The sequence below is a fragment of the Pseudomonas sp. 58 R 12 genome (genome assembly GCF_900005865.1).
In the GTDB taxonomy this organism is placed as follows: Bacteria; Pseudomonadota; Gammaproteobacteria; order Pseudomonadales; family Pseudomonadaceae; genus Aquipseudomonas; species Aquipseudomonas tritici.
The window spans coordinates 77,796-93,110 of the sequence record NZ_CVTP01000011.1 but is presented as its reverse complement, the minus strand read 5'-3'; the positions used below and the strand labels follow the sequence as shown (position 1 = coordinate 93,110).

13 protein-coding genes are annotated in these 15,315 nt (G+C 61.6%); 5 read left to right on the top strand and 8 right to left on the bottom strand.

Going from position 1 to position 15,315, the window contains the following annotated elements:
- Positions 1-115 precede the first annotated feature (115 nt).
- Positions 116-2,053 (bottom strand): bifunctional 5-dehydro-2-deoxygluconokinase/5-dehydro-2-deoxyphosphogluconate aldolase, encoded by a 1,938-nt coding sequence (iolC, locus tag BFP95_RS06235; protein ID WP_065876093.1) that lies wholly within the window; start codon positions 2,051-2,053, stop codon positions 116-118.
- 283 nt (positions 2,054-2,336) lie between these two features.
- Here iolC and BFP95_RS06230 point away from each other — a divergent pair, with 283 nt between their 5' ends.
- Entirely contained in the window at positions 2,337-3,245 is a 909-nt protein-coding gene (locus BFP95_RS06230) for a MurR/RpiR family transcriptional regulator (protein WP_065876092.1), read from the top strand.
- 6 nt (positions 3,246-3,251) lie between these two features.
- On the opposite strand, the gene BFP95_RS06225 is transcribed toward BFP95_RS06230, so the two are convergent.
- Positions 3,252-4,664 (bottom strand): MocR-like pyridoxine biosynthesis transcription factor PdxR, encoded by a 1,413-nt coding sequence (locus BFP95_RS06225; RefSeq protein ID WP_065909611.1) that lies wholly within the window; start codon positions 4,662-4,664, stop codon positions 3,252-3,254.
- A 92-nt stretch (positions 4,665-4,756) separates the two neighbouring features.
- Here BFP95_RS06225 and BFP95_RS06220 point away from each other — a divergent pair, with 92 nt between their 5' ends.
- Positions 4,757-6,001 (top strand): multidrug effflux MFS transporter, encoded by a 1,245-nt coding sequence (locus BFP95_RS06220; protein ID WP_065909610.1) that lies wholly within the window; start codon positions 4,757-4,759, stop codon positions 5,999-6,001.
- A gap of 158 nt (positions 6,002-6,159) precedes the next feature.
- Here the strand turns inward: BFP95_RS06220 and BFP95_RS06215 are convergent, their stop codons facing one another.
- Positions 6,160-7,065 carry a hypothetical protein gene (locus tag BFP95_RS06215; RefSeq protein WP_065876089.1) on the bottom strand — a complete coding sequence of 302 codons (906 nt, stop codon included), beginning with the start codon at positions 7,063-7,065 and terminating at the stop codon, positions 6,160-6,162.
- A gap of 436 nt (positions 7,066-7,501) precedes the next feature.
- Here BFP95_RS06215 and BFP95_RS06210 point away from each other — a divergent pair, with 436 nt between their 5' ends.
- Both BFP95_RS06210 and BFP95_RS06205 read left to right on the top strand, forming a co-directional pair.
- Positions 7,502-8,185 (top strand): response regulator transcription factor, encoded by a 684-nt coding sequence (locus BFP95_RS06210; protein ID WP_065876088.1) that lies wholly within the window; start codon positions 7,502-7,504, stop codon positions 8,183-8,185.
- Positions 8,163-9,554 carry a sensor histidine kinase gene (locus BFP95_RS06205; protein ID WP_065909609.1) on the top strand — a complete coding sequence of 464 codons (1,392 nt, stop codon included), beginning with the start codon at positions 8,163-8,165 and terminating at the stop codon, positions 9,552-9,554. Before BFP95_RS06210 ends, BFP95_RS06205 begins: the two co-directional genes overlap by 23 nt.
- A 70-nt stretch (positions 9,555-9,624) precedes the next feature.
- Here the strand turns inward: BFP95_RS06205 and BFP95_RS06200 are convergent, their stop codons facing one another.
- Genes BFP95_RS06200 through BFP95_RS06190 form a run of 3 tightly spaced genes read right to left on the bottom strand, consistent with a single transcriptional unit; the run spans position 9,625 to position 11,887 of the window.
- On the bottom strand, positions 9,625-10,041 hold the full coding sequence (locus BFP95_RS06200) for an SRPBCC family protein (RefSeq protein WP_065891230.1): 417 nt from the start codon (positions 10,039-10,041) through the stop codon (positions 9,625-9,627).
- A 26-nt stretch (positions 10,042-10,067) separates the two neighbouring features.
- Positions 10,068-10,865: an SDR family NAD(P)-dependent oxidoreductase gene (locus BFP95_RS06195; protein ID WP_065881707.1), complete on the bottom strand. Its 798-nt coding sequence runs from the start codon at positions 10,863-10,865 to the stop codon at positions 10,068-10,070.
- A 17-nt stretch (positions 10,866-10,882) separates the two neighbouring features.
- Positions 10,883-11,887, bottom strand: coding sequence for an aldo/keto reductase (locus BFP95_RS06190; RefSeq protein ID WP_065881710.1), 1,005 nt, complete (start codon positions 11,885-11,887; stop codon positions 10,883-10,885).
- 128 nt (positions 11,888-12,015) lie between these two features.
- Here BFP95_RS06190 and BFP95_RS06185 point away from each other — a divergent pair, with 128 nt between their 5' ends.
- Positions 12,016-12,909 (top strand): LysR substrate-binding domain-containing protein, encoded by an 894-nt coding sequence (locus BFP95_RS06185; RefSeq protein ID WP_065881713.1) that lies wholly within the window; start codon positions 12,016-12,018, stop codon positions 12,907-12,909.
- A 28-nt stretch (positions 12,910-12,937) separates the two neighbouring features.
- Here the strand turns inward: BFP95_RS06185 and BFP95_RS06180 are convergent, their stop codons facing one another.
- Positions 12,938-14,230, bottom strand: coding sequence for an NAD(P)/FAD-dependent oxidoreductase (locus BFP95_RS06180; protein WP_065881714.1), 1,293 nt, complete (start codon positions 14,228-14,230; stop codon positions 12,938-12,940).
- Positions 14,227-15,315: a polyamine ABC transporter substrate-binding protein gene (locus BFP95_RS06175; RefSeq protein WP_065891250.1), complete on the bottom strand. Its 1,089-nt coding sequence runs from the start codon at positions 15,313-15,315 to the stop codon at positions 14,227-14,229. Before BFP95_RS06175 ends, BFP95_RS06180 begins: the two co-directional genes overlap by 4 nt.

Below are 15,315 nucleotides of genomic sequence, written 5' to 3'. Positions count from 1 at the left end.
GAGCGGGCTTGCTCGCGAATGCGGTCTGTCAGGCAACACTTCTGTAACTGAACCACCGCATTCGCGAGCAAGCCCGCTCCCACATTTGACTGCATTCCACATTCGAGAAGCGTGTTTAGGTTCGGGCACTTCGCCAGGCATTGATCAGCTGTTCAAACGTGGCCTGTACTTGCTGAATCAAAACCTCATCATCAATCTCCCCCGCCATCCACGCCCGGCTCGGCTCCTGGAAGATCGTGCGGCCCACGGCAAAACCTCGGCAGGTAGTGCTCAGGCGGGCTTGCTGGAAGCCATCGGCGAGAAACTCGGCCGAGGCATTCAGGCCCAGCAGCACCACGCCACGGCAGTACGGGTCGCGGTCCTGGATCAGTTCGTCAAGCTTCTTCCAGTCCTCGGCCGACTGCGCCTCGATCTTCCACCACGCCGGGTAGATACCCAGGTTGTACAAGCGCTTGAGGCTGCGATAGAGCACGTCCGGGTAAGTGGACGGGTGGTCCTTGGGCGGGATGACTTCCAGCAACAATTCATGGCCACTGACAATAGATGCCTCGTACACCGCCTTGAGTTGCGCTTCCTGTTCCAGGCGCAGCAACGGCTCGTCGTCGGGGTGGAATTGCACGAGGCACTTGATGATCTGCTCCTGGGGCCAGGCGATCAGGTTGCTGCCAATCGAGCGGCCGTGCTCGAACGCCAGTGGGCGCGAGTTCTGCACCTCCACCGGGCGTGCGATCCACCAGCCACGGCCGCTGGCCGCATTAAGGGCGTCCTGGCCGAAGCGTTGGTCGGCCAGCAGGCCCACATCGGCATCTATGCCTTGCTCGGCGAGCTTTTTCTCGACGCGTTCGATGGCCTGGATAAACAGCTGCTTGATATCGCTGATGCGCGTTGGGTCCTGGCCACCTTTTTGCGCCAGGTCCACCAACTGCCAGCGGTGGTCGAAAGCAAACACGAACAGTTGCTTCCAGGGCTTGCGCGGCACCGAGACGCGGTGCAGGCGTTGCAAGGTGACGTCTTGATCTGGCCGGGTGATCGGCACCGGGCTGTTGAACAGGTACTCAAGCTCGGCAGGCGTCGGCATGGCCGGTGCGCAGGCGTGGCGCGATACCACAAGCCCGCCGCAGGCATTGGCCAACTGGCTGCAGCGCTCATCGCTGGCGTCATTGATCCAGCCGCTGAGGAAGCCCGACATAAATGCATCGCCAGCACCGAGCACGTTGAGCACTTCAACGCGCACACCGGGGTAGATGGCGCCGTCTTCCAGTCGCGCGGGGATGGCGCCGTGAATCACCGTGCAACCCTGCGGGCCGAGCTTGACCACCAGGGTCGCCGGTGTCAGCTCGCGGACTTTACGCAGTGCGGTGAGCAAATCTTCACTGCCACCCGCGATGAGGAATTCTTCTTCGGTACCGACGATCAAGTCGAAGCGCGGCAGGATTTTCTGCACATGCTGGCTGACGTTCTGGTCGGCGACAAACCGCGTCTCGCCATCCGCCTTGCCCGCCAGGCCCCACAGCACTGGGCGGTAGTCGATATCCAGCACGCGCTTGACGTTGTGCTTGGCCGCGTAGTCCAGCGCCTGGATGCTGGCCTTGTACACGCCGTCGGTGGAGAAATGCGTGCCGGTGATCAACAGCGCCTTGCTGGAGGCAATAAAGGCTTCACTGATGTCCTCGGCGCGCAGGGCCATGTCGGCGCAGTTTTCGCGGTAGAACACCAGGGGGAAGGTTTCGCGGTCCTTGAGGCCGAGCAGCACCAGGGCGGTCAGGCGCTCAGGGTCGACCTTGATGGCGCTGACATCGCAACCTTCGCGGGCCAGGGATTCCAGCAGGAAACGGCCCATGTGGTCATCGCCCACCCGGCTCAACATCGCCGACTTGAGGCCCAACCGTGCGGTGCCAAAGGCGATATTGGCAGAAGAACCGCCGAGGTATTTGGCAAAGCTGGACACGTCCTCAAGCCGTGCACCGACTTGTTGTGCATAGAGGTCGACGCCCAGGCGCCCGAGGCAAATCAAATCCAATTGACGCCCACTGGCAAAACGAGTCTGGCCCATGCTGGCTCCTGTTATTTTTATCAGCCTGCGTTGTGCCGTCGTGGTGGCGGCAAACGCTCTTGGTGGGAGCAGACTAGAACGTCCGGCGACGCCAATCAATATTTATTCTAGATATTTTTTCATTGGAATATTTTTTCCATTAAGCTTGCACAGGGGCAGCCCAGCGAGACTGCCTCGTTTAAGCAGGCCACGGTGGCCGTGATGCGCAGGTATTTTTTTGCGCCTACCCTGTAGACTTGCGCCACTTATCAGCGCATCAGAAGAACCGTCAGAAGGATTGCCCATGTCCCGCACCGATCATGAGACCCCCCTGGAAGAAACGCCCGCCAGCCCTCCGATCAATGCCGAACGCCTGTTGCAGCTGATCACCGACGAATACGAAAGCCTGCCACGCCAACTCAAACGCATCGCCAGCTACATGAGCCAGCAAAGCGACCGGATCATGGTCGACCGCATCAGCGACATCGCCCGCGAGTGCGAAGTGCACCCGTCGGCGATCGTGCGGTTTTCCCAGCGTTTCGGTTTCAGCGGTTTCAGTGAGATGCAGGCGCTGTTTCGCGAGGCCTACACCCACAAGACCACCCCGGTGCAGAACTACCAGCAGCGCATCCGCAGCATGATCGCCAACAAGTCGCAGAAGGCCAGCGGCGGCGACCTGGCGCGTGAGTGCGTCAACGCTACCCTGTCCGGCATCGAGCGCCTGGGGCTGGAACTCGATGACGTGGCATTCGACAAGGCCGTGGACCTGGTGGTCAACGCCGACAACATCTACGTGGTCGGCGTGCGCCGCTCGTTTGCGGTGGCCGATTACCTGGTCTACAACCTGCAGCACACCAACAAGCGCATCCACCTGATCTCGGGCCTGGGCGGCAGCTACCGCGAGCAGATGCGCAGCGTACGCGCCAATGACCTGGTGATTGCAATCAGCTTCTCGCCCTACGGCAAAGAGACCCAGCATTGCCTGCGGATTGCCCAGCATCATCAGGCCAAGACGTTGATTATCACCGACAGCAACCTGTCGCCCCTGGCCAAGCGGGCGAACGCGGTGCTGTTGGTGAATGAGGGCTCGTCGTTTGCGTTTCGTTCGTTGAGCGCCACGTTGTGCCTGTGCCAGGCATTGTTTATTGCGGTGGCGTATCGCTTGGAATTGAAGGTGGACGAGATACATGAGCAGGTCGGCTTCGACGACTGACCGCGCCTACACCAACTGCGCCAACGCGCGGCCGTGAAAGCGGATCTGCGCCAGGGTCAACGCGGTGTAGCCGATGATCACCGCCGGCGGCAATGTCAGCGCATGACAGAACTTGCCCAGCGGCTGTAGCGTCAACCCGACTGCAGCGGCACGGCGACAGAAATCCCCCTCTTCGACACCGTCCGGCAGCCACAACACAAAGTGCAATCCTGCCTGCTGCCCGCTGACGGTGCAGCGCCCACCCAGGCATTCCAGCAGCGCATCGCGCCGTGCCTGATAAGCCTGCCGCGAGGCACGCAGGTGACGCACAAACGCGCCACTGCGCAGAAACTCCACCAACCCCAGTTGATCACTGGCCCCCACCGAGTGCCCGGTGAGTTGCAAGGTACGCAACAACGAGCGGCGCAGCACGTTGGGCACCACCATGAAGCCCACGCGCAAACCGGGGAACAGGTTCTTGTTGAAGCTGCCGCAATAGATCACACGGTCGCCCGAATCCAGGGATTTAAGCGCGGCCAGCGGCGCGGTGTTGTAGTTGTATTCACTGTCGTAATCGTCTTCGACCAACCAGGCGTCGGCGCGGGCGGCCCAGTCCAACAGCGCCAGGCGACGGGACACCGACAACGTCATGCCCAATGGCGCCTGGTGGGCGGGCGTGACATAGGCCAGACGCGCCGTCTCGGGCAGTTGGGCAGTGTCGAGGCCGTCGGCAGTGACGGGAATTGCGTGGATGTGCGCCCCCGCCAGGGCGAACAAACGGCGTGCCGGCAGATAACCGGGGTCTTCGACACAGGCCGTGTCACCCGGCTTGAGCACGCTGCGCGCAATCAGGTCAAGGGCATGGCGGATGCCGGTGGTGACGATCACCTCATCGGCCTCGCATTGCATACCGCGATAGCTGCGCAGGTAATCGGCAATCTGCGCGCGCAGCTCGGGCAGACCGGCCGGGTGCGCCGCTTCCAGCACACCCGGGCCTACCGTCAGCAACCCACGGGAGATGCAGCGGGCCCAGGTTTTCAGATCAAACAAGCTGGCATCCGGACGCCGCGCAACAAAGGGCACATGGCTCTGCACACCCGCATCCGGCTGATCAGGCTCCACACGGCGCCGTGGGATTTCCCTGGCTAAAGGTGCTGCAATGAATTGTTCCGGAATCACCGCGCACACCCGCGTACCAGACCCCGCCACCCGCTGCACGTAGCCTTCGCTGTGCAGGCGGTCAAACGCCGCCTCCAGCGTGCCACGGGATACCAACCAGCGCTCGGCCAGGCTGCGCGTGGAGGGCAAGCGGCTCCCGGCGGGCAACTGCCGGTTCAGGATCGCCCCGCGCAGGGCCTCGTAGGCGCCCTGCTGCTTGCCCGCGTCCAGCGTATCCGGGCGCGGCAGGTCGAGGGCGGATGCGGTTTTTCCTCGGCTCATAGTGGTCCTATCGATCAAGGCATAAGTGGCCCTGAGGATTAAACCACAAAGCCGCTAGAGTTCGAGCTCTACCTCTTGCATCGAGACTTCCCATGACTCAACGCGCCCTCTCTACCGGGTTCTGGCTGGTGCTGCTGACCGTGCTCATTGCCCTGCCCCGCATCACGCTGGACATGCACCTGCCAGCCCTGCCCGCCATGGCTGACTACTTCCAGACCAGCGACGCCGAGTTGCAACTGACCCTGACGCTGTACACGCTGGGCTCGGCGATTTCCCTGCTGGTCAGCGGCCCGCTCACCGACCGCTTCGGCAGGCGTCCGGTGCTATTGGCCGGGCTGTTTCTGTATGTCGTGGCCACAGTGGCTTGCGCTTTGGCTGACAGCATCGCCGTGCTGATCATCGCCCGCCTGTTCCAGGCATTGGGTGGCTGCTGCACCACGGTGATCGGCCGGGTGATCGTGCGCGATTACTTCGACCGCGACGAACAGGCGCGCTTGCTCGGTTTGATCTCCATGGCCATGGCCGTTTCGCCGATGGCCGCGCCGGTGCTGGGCAGCGTGCTGTTGCCCGTCGTCAACTGGCGCGGGCTATTTGTGTTGCTGGCGATGATTGGCGCACTGCTGTACGTGGTGGTGTATCGCCACCTGCCTGAAACCCGTCCGCCGCACGTCGCCGCGGCACCACCGAGTGGTTTGCTGCGCCTCTACGGGCAGCTTTTGCGCGACCGTCATTTCCTGCGTTATTCCCTGGCGATTGGCTGCGTCTACAGCACGTACTTTCCGTTTATCAGTGAGTCTTCGGCGTTGTTGCAACGGGGCTTCCAGTTGTCTGCCACAGCTTATGCACTGGTATTCGCTGCCACGATCAGCGGCTACATGCTGGGCGCGAATCTGTTTCGGCGCCTCGTGCTGCGCTTTGAACCAGACCGTTTGATTGCCGCAGCGATAGGCCTGAACGTGCCTGGCAGTGTCGTGCTCGCGGTCGCTACAACCACACTGCCAGGGGAATGGCTGGCGATTGTGCTACCGATGGTGGTGATCATGGTGTCGGTGGGGATGGTGATTCCGGCCTGTCAGCTCTCGGTTTTGCAGCCGTATGGCGCGATTGCCGGGACAGCATCGGGGCTGTTCTTTTTTACCCAGATGTTCCTGACAGCGGTAAGCAGTTGGGCAACTGGCTTGTTGTCAGATGGTACGTCAGGACCTTTGGTGATCATGACAGCGGTGGCGAGCGTGTTGCTGGTGGCAAGCTGGCTGACACTGCGCACAACCAAATGTGGGAGCGGCGGTGCGACGATTCGACTTGCTCGCGAAGGCGGTGTATCAGTCACCCCATGAGTAGCTGACACACCGTCTTCGCGAGCAAGCCCGCTCCCACAGGGGGACCGAGCCAGGCTCAGTATCAGTGCACGAAGATCGCAATCAGGATAATGATCGGGATTGGAATGCCGAGGAACCACAGAAGTAATGAGCGCATGATGTTCTCCTTGAATTAATTAACGGACGAAGTGTTCGGTTTCGACATACACCACGGCATCGCGACGACGACCGCCATAGGTTGCAGCGAAACTGGCAAAGAAGGCGCCGATCAGCAGGGCAATGAAGGTCCACAGCGACGTATAGGCAGCGACTTTCGCAGCGGCATCAGCGGCTTGCTTGGCCTTGAGCTTGGCGTCTTCAACGGCTTTACGGGCATCGCCATAGACCTTGTCGATACGGGCTTCAGCATCAGCCTGACTGAGGTTGGTACGCTGGCTGATCAACTGGGCCAGGTAAGCACGGTCTTCAGCGGCGAGTTGACCGTCATTGCTCAGGGTGCGGGTGAAGATGCGCGCGACCACGCCATGTGCAGCGTCGTCACCGACGGCCACCGGGCGATCATCGCGAAACAGGCTGTCGACGTAGTAGTCGAAATCACCGCCGCTGACGCCTTTGGCTGCACTGCCGGCGGCCTGCGTCATGCCACTGGCCGCGCCGGCTGCAACGCTGGCACCGGCTTTCACGCCACCGCTCACCACACTGCTGACCGAGCCGACCACCAGTACTGCGGTAATCAGCGTGGCAACAGCCCAGGCCAGGAAGCCATGGGCGGTGTCGCGAAAGTACACCTCATCGCCGTGCATATTCGCCCACTTCACACGCAACCGGCCGGCGATATAGCCGCCCAGCCCGGACGCGACGATCTGGGTAAAGGCCAGCCAGATAATCGTGGAAATGCCAAGGCCCTTGGCGCTGATGCCACTGTCAGCCCACGGCGACACCGCCGAAAAGCCCAGGCCGAAACCCAGCAGTACCAGGATCAGCGACAGTGCAGCCGCCGCCGCCGCCCCAGCAAAAATCGCCCCCCAGGAAACCCCGGAGAGCGTGCTCGACTCTTGTAGCGTGGATGAGGATGTGATCATTGTTTTTTTGCTCCCGGCAGGAAAAATGGTGTTACAAGTCTCAAAAAGGACAGTGCAGGCAGCGTGCCAGTCGCTATTAAATTTAATATCGTTGCAGATCAATAAGTTAAGTAATTTGAACTTACAAAAACCATGCAAGTTGCAAGAATTGATCGTTTGAGGCGGGCGTTATGCATTCCACGTAGTGAGCGGGCTTGCCCCGCTCTGGGCTGCGAAGCGGCCCCAACCCAGACACCCAGTTTCTCCAGTTGGAGCGAGATGTCAGGTTTTAGGGCGGCTTCGCCACCCAGCGCGGGGCAAGCCCGCTCACTACAATCCTTCGCAGCCATGAAATCTGTGTCAGTTTCGCCAAGATGACGTTTTATTTAGGAAGCGTTCAGCCATTTCTTGGCAAAATGCCCACACTTCTAGTGTGAATCGCTCACCAGGTAATCCTATGACCCGTATTTTGACCATCGAGGATGACGCCGTAACAGCCCGCGAGATCGTCGCCGAGCTGAGTAGCCATGGACTGGATGTAGATTGGGTGGACAACGGCCGCGAAGGCCTGGTCCGTGCCGTGAGTGGGGATTACGACCTGATCACCCTCGACCGCATGCTGCCGGAACTCGATGGCCTGGCCATCGTCACCACGTTGCGCACTATCGGGGTGTCGACGCCGATCCTGATGATCAGCGCTCTGTCCGATGTCGACGAGCGTGTGCGCGGCCTGCGCGCCGGGGGTGATGACTATCTCACCAAGCCGTTCGCGTCCGACGAAATGGCGGCGCGCGTCGAGGTGTTGCTGCGGCGCAAAAGCACGGTCAAGGAATTCGAAACCGCCCTGCGCGTGGCCGACCTGGAACTGAACCTGATCAGCCGCGAAGCCAGCCGCGCCGACCAACCGCTGAGCTTGCTGCCCACCGAATACAAACTGCTCGAATTCCTGATGCGCAACACCGGGCAGATCCTGTCGCGGATGATGATCTTTGAAGAAGTCTGGGGCTATCACTTCGACCCGGGCACCAACCTGATCGACGTGCACATCGGCCGCCTGCGCAAGAAGATCGACCCGCCGGGCCTCACGCCGCTGATCCGCACGGTACGAGGTTCCGGTTATGTCATTGCTGAACCCATCTAAAGGCTGGCGCTCTTCCAGCAGCCGCCTGCTGGCGCTGTACAGTTCGTTGTTCGTGGCCTGGAGCTGCATCCTGATGGGGGTGCTGTATTACGAGGTGTCGGGTTACCTGAGCGACCTGTCGCGCCACTCCCTGATGCAGCGCCAACACTTATTCCAGCGCTTCGACGGCGAAGAACTGGTGGAAGCCCTGACCACCAGCATGACCTTCGACATGAAGGGCGTGGACGCCTACGGCCTGTTCGATGCGCACTTCCGCCCTCTCAGTGGACCGATCCGCGCAGTGCCGCCGGACCTGCCCCTGGATGGCAAGATCCACGCCCTGGCCAATTGCGTCGACTCCGACGACCCCAAGCTGCCCAAGGACAGCTGCGACGCCGTGGCCACCCACACCGAAGACGGCCGTTGGCTGGTGCTGGTGCGCGCCAACGGTTCGCTGTTTGGCGTGACCCGGATCATCTGGCATGCCCTGCTCTGGGCCCTGTCGTTGACCATTATCCCAGGCGCGGCTGGCTGGCACTTGCTGCGTCGGCGCCCGTTGCGTCGGATTCGCGGGATCCAGGCCAGCGCTGAAGCCATCGTCGCCGGCGACCTCACCCACCGTTTGCCGCTGTCCAACCGGCGCGACGAACTGGACATGCTCGCCGCCATCGTCAATGCCATGCTCGACCGCATCGAGAAGCTGATGAACGAGGTCAAGGGTGTGTGCGACAACATCGCCCACGACCTGCGCACGCCACTGACGCGGCTGCGCGCGCAGCTGTATCGCATCAAGCAGGAAGCTGAAGCAGAGTCGGGCTACGCGGTGAAACTCGACGACGCGATTGCCGAGACCGACACGCTGATGGCGCGCTTTCGCGGGCTGCTGCGCATCTCCGAGCTGGAAGACCACCAGCGCCGCTCCGGCTTTCTGGTGATGGACCCACTGCCCCTGCTGCGTGAACTGCACGACTTCTACCTGCCCCTGGCCGAGGAAGGCGAATTGCAGTTGGTGCTCGACACCCCAGAGTCCCTGCCCTGGATCACCGGCGACCGCGCGCTGCTGTTCGAAGCCTTGTCCAACTTGCTGAGCAATTCGATCAAGTTCTCCCCGCCGGGCGGCGAAGTGATCTTGCGCGCGGTGAATGACGCTGGCAGCACACGCATCGAAGTCCACGACTCCGGGCCGGGCATACCACTGGCAGAACGTGCAGCGGTATTCCAACGCTTCTATCGCGTGGATGAAAGTGACCAACAAGGCGGGTTCGGGTTGGGTTTGTCGATTGTGGCGGCGATCATCAACTTGCACGGGTTCAAGTTGGAAGTGGGTACAAGCGAGCAAGGCGGTGCCAGATTGGTGCTGGAATGCCGCCAGCAGCTCATGCCCAAGTAGCCCAAGCACCACAAAACCCTGTGGGAGCTGGCTTGCCAGCTCCCACATGGGCCTGCTCTACGTCTGAAAGTCAGGCCGGAAAGTTGGCCCGCAACGCCTCAAGCCCGCCGCTGTAAACACCAGCGAACAGTTCTTCCACCGCCGCATCCGTGGTGCCTGCCGCCGGCGTAAACACACCGGACCAGGTCACTTTCGCCGACGACTCGCTCAACGCCTCAACCTGCAACGTCGCCAGGTACGCACTCACCGGAAACGGCGATTGCTCAATGGTGTAGCTGTACGTGCGCCCCACGTTATCAAACGTCTGCAAACGCTCCACGATTTCGCCACCGTCAGCGGTTTGCAGGTGACGCACGCGGCCGCCCTCGCTCGGTTCGCTCTTGACGATAAACGGCAGCCAGTCCGGCAGGCTGTTGAAGCCGCCGATCAATTGCCAGACCTGATCGGCCGATACCGGGATTTCAATCACAGAAGAGGCTGTTGCCACAATAAATACTCCAGAAATGAAAAAAATCAGATCGCCATGCTGTCGACCACACCACCGTCGACCCGCAACGCGGCACCGGTGGTGGCAGACGACAGGGGTGAAGCAATGTACGCCACCAGGTTGGCGACTTCATCCACATTCGCCGCACGCTGGATGATCGAGGTCGGCCGCGCGTTACGCACAAATACGTCCGCCTCGTCCCGCGCACTGCGCCCGGACTTTTGCGTCGCGTCCTTGAGCATCTGCTCCAGCCCGTCGGTGAAGGTCGGGCCCGGCAGCACAGCGTTGACCGTCACACCGGTGCCCGCGAGGCGCTTGGCCAAGCCATGGGACACCGCCAGGTTGGCGCTTTTGGTCACGCCGTAATTGATCATATCCGCGGGCGTCGCCACGCCGGACTCCGACGACAGGAAGATCACCCGCCCCCAGCCATGCCCGACCATGCCCGGCACATAATGCCGCGCCAGGCGTACGCCGGAAATCACATTGACCTCATAGAAACGCGTCCACTCGCTGTCTGGCGTTTCGAAGAAATCCACATCGTTGAAGATGCCCAGGTTGTTGACCAGGATGTCGGCACGCGGTTCGGCGGCAAACAGTTTTTCTGCGCCTTCAGCCGTGCCCAGGTCCGCCACCAATCCGCGCAAGTCAGCGCCGGGGACGGCCTGGCGAATGCTCGCCAAAGCCTCATCCACCTTGCCGGCTTCACGCCCGATCACCACCACGGTAGCGCCGGACTGCGCCAGCGCCTGGCTGATGCCCAGACCAATGCCGGCGGTGCTGCCGCTGACGATGGCGACTTTGCCACTTACATCAATTTTCATGGTTATTACTCCTGAAGTTAGAGCGGCAGTGGTGCGCGGTCCGAGATCAATCGGGCATCGCGCAGGGCCTGCCAGAAGGCTGCCGGGATCTTCTCTGACAACGCTGCGACGTCTTCGGCAATCCGCCCCGGACGACTGGCACCTGGAATCACCGCGGCCACTGCCGGATGCGCCAGCGAGAATTGCAGCGCCGCAGCTTTTACGCTGATGCCGAATGCCTGGGCAATTGCCTTGATCTGTTCGACCTTGCTGATGATCGCCGGGCTGGCTTTCTGGTATTCGAAGTGCGCACCACCGGCGAGGATGCCGGAGCTGTAGGGGCCACCGACGACGATCTCGACGTTCTGCGCCAGGGCCGCGTCCATCAAGCGTTGCAGGGCACGATCGTGGTCCAGCAGCGTGTAGCGGCCGGCCAGCAAAAAGCCGTCGGGTTGCGCTTCAGTCAGGTCCAGGGTCAGTTCGCACGGTTCGACGCGGTTCACACCCAGGCCCCAGGCCTTGATCACGCCCTCTTCGCGCAGGCGGGTCAGGACCTTGAAGGCGCCCGTGCGAGCCTGGTTGAAGTACTCCAGCCATTGGTCGCCGTAGAAGTCCTGGGCGATGTCATGAACCCACACGATGTCCAGGCGATCGGTTTTCAAGCGAGTCAGGCTGTCTTCAATCGAACGCATCGTCGCGTCGGCGCTGTAGTCGTTGACCATTTTGTTCGGGCGACCGTGTTCGAACACGCCGCTCTTTTCGCCAAGGTCACGGGCACTTTCTTCGACTTCGTCGAGAATCACCCGGCCGACTTTGGTGCTGAGCACGAAGTCATCGCGGTTGTACTTCGACAGGGCTTGGCCCAGGCGAATTTCCGACAGCCCCGAGCCGTAGAACGGCGCGGTGTCGAAGTAGCGCACTCCGGCGTTCCAGGCGGCCTCGACGGTCGCCTGGGCTTCGTCTTCAGGAATGGCGCGGAACATGTTGCCCAGGGGTGCGGTGCCAAAGCCGAGTTGGCCTGGGAGTTTGTCTTTCAAGCTCATGGTGGATCCTCAATTGGGTAAGAGGTCGCTGTGACCGTTGAGCAAATCCTAGATTGCCTAGATCGGACCGTCCAAGACATACTGCGACGAACTTGAGTCCTCTCAGGTCTTAAAAGAAGAGGTCTGACATGATTGATCTACGCCAACTGCGTTACTTCGAAGTGGTCGCTGAAGAAGAACACGTCGGCCGCGCGGCCGAGCGCCTGCACATTTCCCAGTCGCCGCTGAGTCGGCAGATCGCCCAGCTCGAAGAACGCCTGGGCCTGACCCTGTTCGAACGCAGCCAGCAACGCATCCGCCTGACCCGCGACGGCCAGACCTTTCTCGCCGAAACCAAGGCGCTGCTGACCCATGCCAATCGCCTGGAATCCCTGGGCAAGCGCCTGGGTCGTGGCGAGGAAGGCGGCCTGTGCATCGGCTATATCGAAAACGCCATGCATGCCGGCGTGCTGCCGAACGCCCTGCGCGTCCTACGCGACGACCGGCCCAACGTGCATATCAAGCTGTATAACCTGCCCTCCCTGGAACAACTCGAAGGCCTGCGCCAACGCAGCCTGGACATCGCCCTGGTCGGCGAGCCGCCAGCCGCCGACGATCCCGATCTGACCGCGCTGCAAGTGCTGGACGACCCGATGCTGCTGGCCTTGCCGGAGCATCATCCGCTGGCCCGAGAAAACCACTTGCTGCCCGAACACTTGGCGGACGAACAGTGGATCGGCGTGCAGCGCAAACCCAGCGCCAACCCTGCCGATGACTTTGTCGCCGCCTGCATCCGCGCCGGTTTTACCCCGCAGATACCCATGGAAGCCAGCGAGCCGTTCACCGCATTGGGTTTGGTGGCCTCAGGGCTGGGCGTGGCGATGGTGCAAAAAGGCCTGAGCCGCAATGCACCGCCCGGCGTGGTGCTGCGGGAATTGCCGTGGTTGACCTACACCACTCCGTTATGGGCGGCGTGGCATCGGATCAACCTGCGGCCATTGGTGGAAACCTTTCGCAAAGTGCTCACCGAACCCAAGGGCTGACGCTCCCACGTTTGGATTGCGGCGCCTGCTAGACGAGCTCCCGCAGGCGATACCACATCATCCCCAACGCCAGCAGCGGCGAGCGCAACGCTTTGCCGCCGGGGAAGGTCATGTGTGGCACTTGGCTGAAAATATCCAGGCCCTGGCCCGCGCCTGCATGAATCCCTTCAGCCAACAACCGCGCGCACCAGTGGGTCACGTTCAGCCCATGCCCGGAATACCCCTGGGCGTAGAACACATTGGGGTATTGCTTCAAGCGCCCGACCTGGGGGAAGCGGTTGGCGGTGATGCCGATCTTGCCGCCCCACTGGAACTCAATCGCGGTATTGGCCAACTGCGGGAACACCTTGAGCATTTTCGGCTGCATATAGCCGGCGATGTCCGCCGGATCGCGTCCGGAGTAATGGCAGGCACCACCGAACAACAGGCGACGGTCGGCGGACAGCCGGTAGTAATCCAGGCCGACTTTCTGGTCGCACAGCGCCAGGTTTTGCGGGATCAGTTGGTTGGCCATTTCTCCCGACAGCGGCTCGGTGGCAATGATGTAGCTGCCGGCCGGGAGCACTTTGCCGCTCAAGCGCGGTTCGAGTTCTTCCAGATGCGCATTACACGCCAGCACCAGATGGGCGGCGCGCACCGTGCCCCCTGCGCAGCGCACCTGAACCGTGTCGCCATGGGTCAGTTCCAACACCTCGGTATGCTCGAAAATTCGCACCCCGAGGGATTCGGCGACCTGCGCTTCACCCGACACCAGATTCAGCGGGTGCAAGTGCCCCGAGCCCATGTCCACCAGGCCACCGGCATACACCGTCGAGCCCACCACTTGCTGTATGTCCTGCGGGCCAACCAGCCGGGTTTCATGGGTGTACCCCAGCTTCGCCAGGTGCTCCTGTTCAGCGTTGAACGCCGAAAACTGCGCCGGCGTATTGGCCAGTTCGCAAAAGCCCCAGCGCAGGTCGCACTGGATGTTGTGCTCACGAATCCGTTCGCCCACCAGCGCCACCGAATCGATACCGGCGCGCTCCAGGTAACGCACGCCCTCCTCGCCCACATACTTGGCAAACCCCGACACATCGTGGCCGATACCGCGAATCAACTGCCCGCCATTGCGCCCACTGGCGCCCCAGCCGATGCGCCGGGCCTCCAGCAGGATCACCGAGAGCCCGCGCTGCGCCAGTTCGATAGCGGTATTCACGCCGGTGAACCCGCCGCCGATCACGCACACATCGGCATTCAAGTCTGCGCCGAGTGACGGGCGCTCCGGCAGGGCATTGGCCGAAGCACGGTAATAGGATCGGGCGTGGTCACTGGATGGGGTCATTTGTTGGTCTTCACTTTGCTCCAGGCGCGGGTCATCAGGCGCATGGTCGCCGGGGTTGGCGTGGTGGAAATGTAGAGTTTGTCGAGCACTTCCTGCGGCGGGTACACCTCAGGGTTGTTCACCAGCTCCGGGGCCATGAAGGCCTTGGCCGCCGGGTTGGCATTGGCGTAACCGACCGAGGCGCTGACCTTGGCGATCACTTCAGGGTCGAGCAGGTAGTTGATGAACGCGTGAGCTTGTTTCGGGTTGCTCGCGTCGACGGGAATCGCCAGCAGGTCGAACCACAGGTTGGAGCCTTCCTTGGGAATCGAATAGGCGATGTTCACCCCGTTCTTGGCTTCCTTGGCACGGTTGGCCGCCTGGAACACGTCCCCGGAATAACCGAAGGCCACACAGATATCACCGTTGGCCAGGTCCGAAATGTACTTGGAGGAATGGAAGTAGGTGACGTACGGCCGCAGCGTCAGCAGCTTGGCCTCGGCCTGCTTATAGTCCTCGGGATTCTCGCTGCGTGGGTCCTTGCCCATGTAGTTGAGGATCGCCGGGAACAGCTCATCTGCCGAATCGAGGAAGGCCACACCGCACTGATTGAGCTTTTTGATGTTTTCCGGCTCGAACAACACCGCCCACGAGTCGATATGGTCCACGCCCAGCACCTGCTTGACCTTGTCGACGTTGTAGCCGATGCCATTGGTGCCCCACAGGTACGGCACCGAGTGCGCGTTGCCCGGGTCGTTTTTTGCCAGCAGCGCGAGCAATTTGGGGTCGAGGTTCTTGAAGTTGGGCAATTGCGCGCGGTCCAGCTTGAGGAATGCGCCGGCCTTTATCTGGCGCGCCAGGAAGTGGTTGGACGGCACCACCACGTCATAACCGGTGCGCCCGGCGAGCAATTTGCCCTCCAGGGTTTCGTTGGAATCGAACACGTCGTAGACCACGTTGATCCCGGTCTTGGCGTGGAAGTCAGCCAAGGTGGTCTCGCCGATATAGTCGGTCCAGTTGTAGACGCTCACGGTTTGTGCCGCTTCGCTGGTGCTACTGAGGGCGGCGACCAAGGCCAGGGGGATAAGCTTGTTCACAAGACGCAT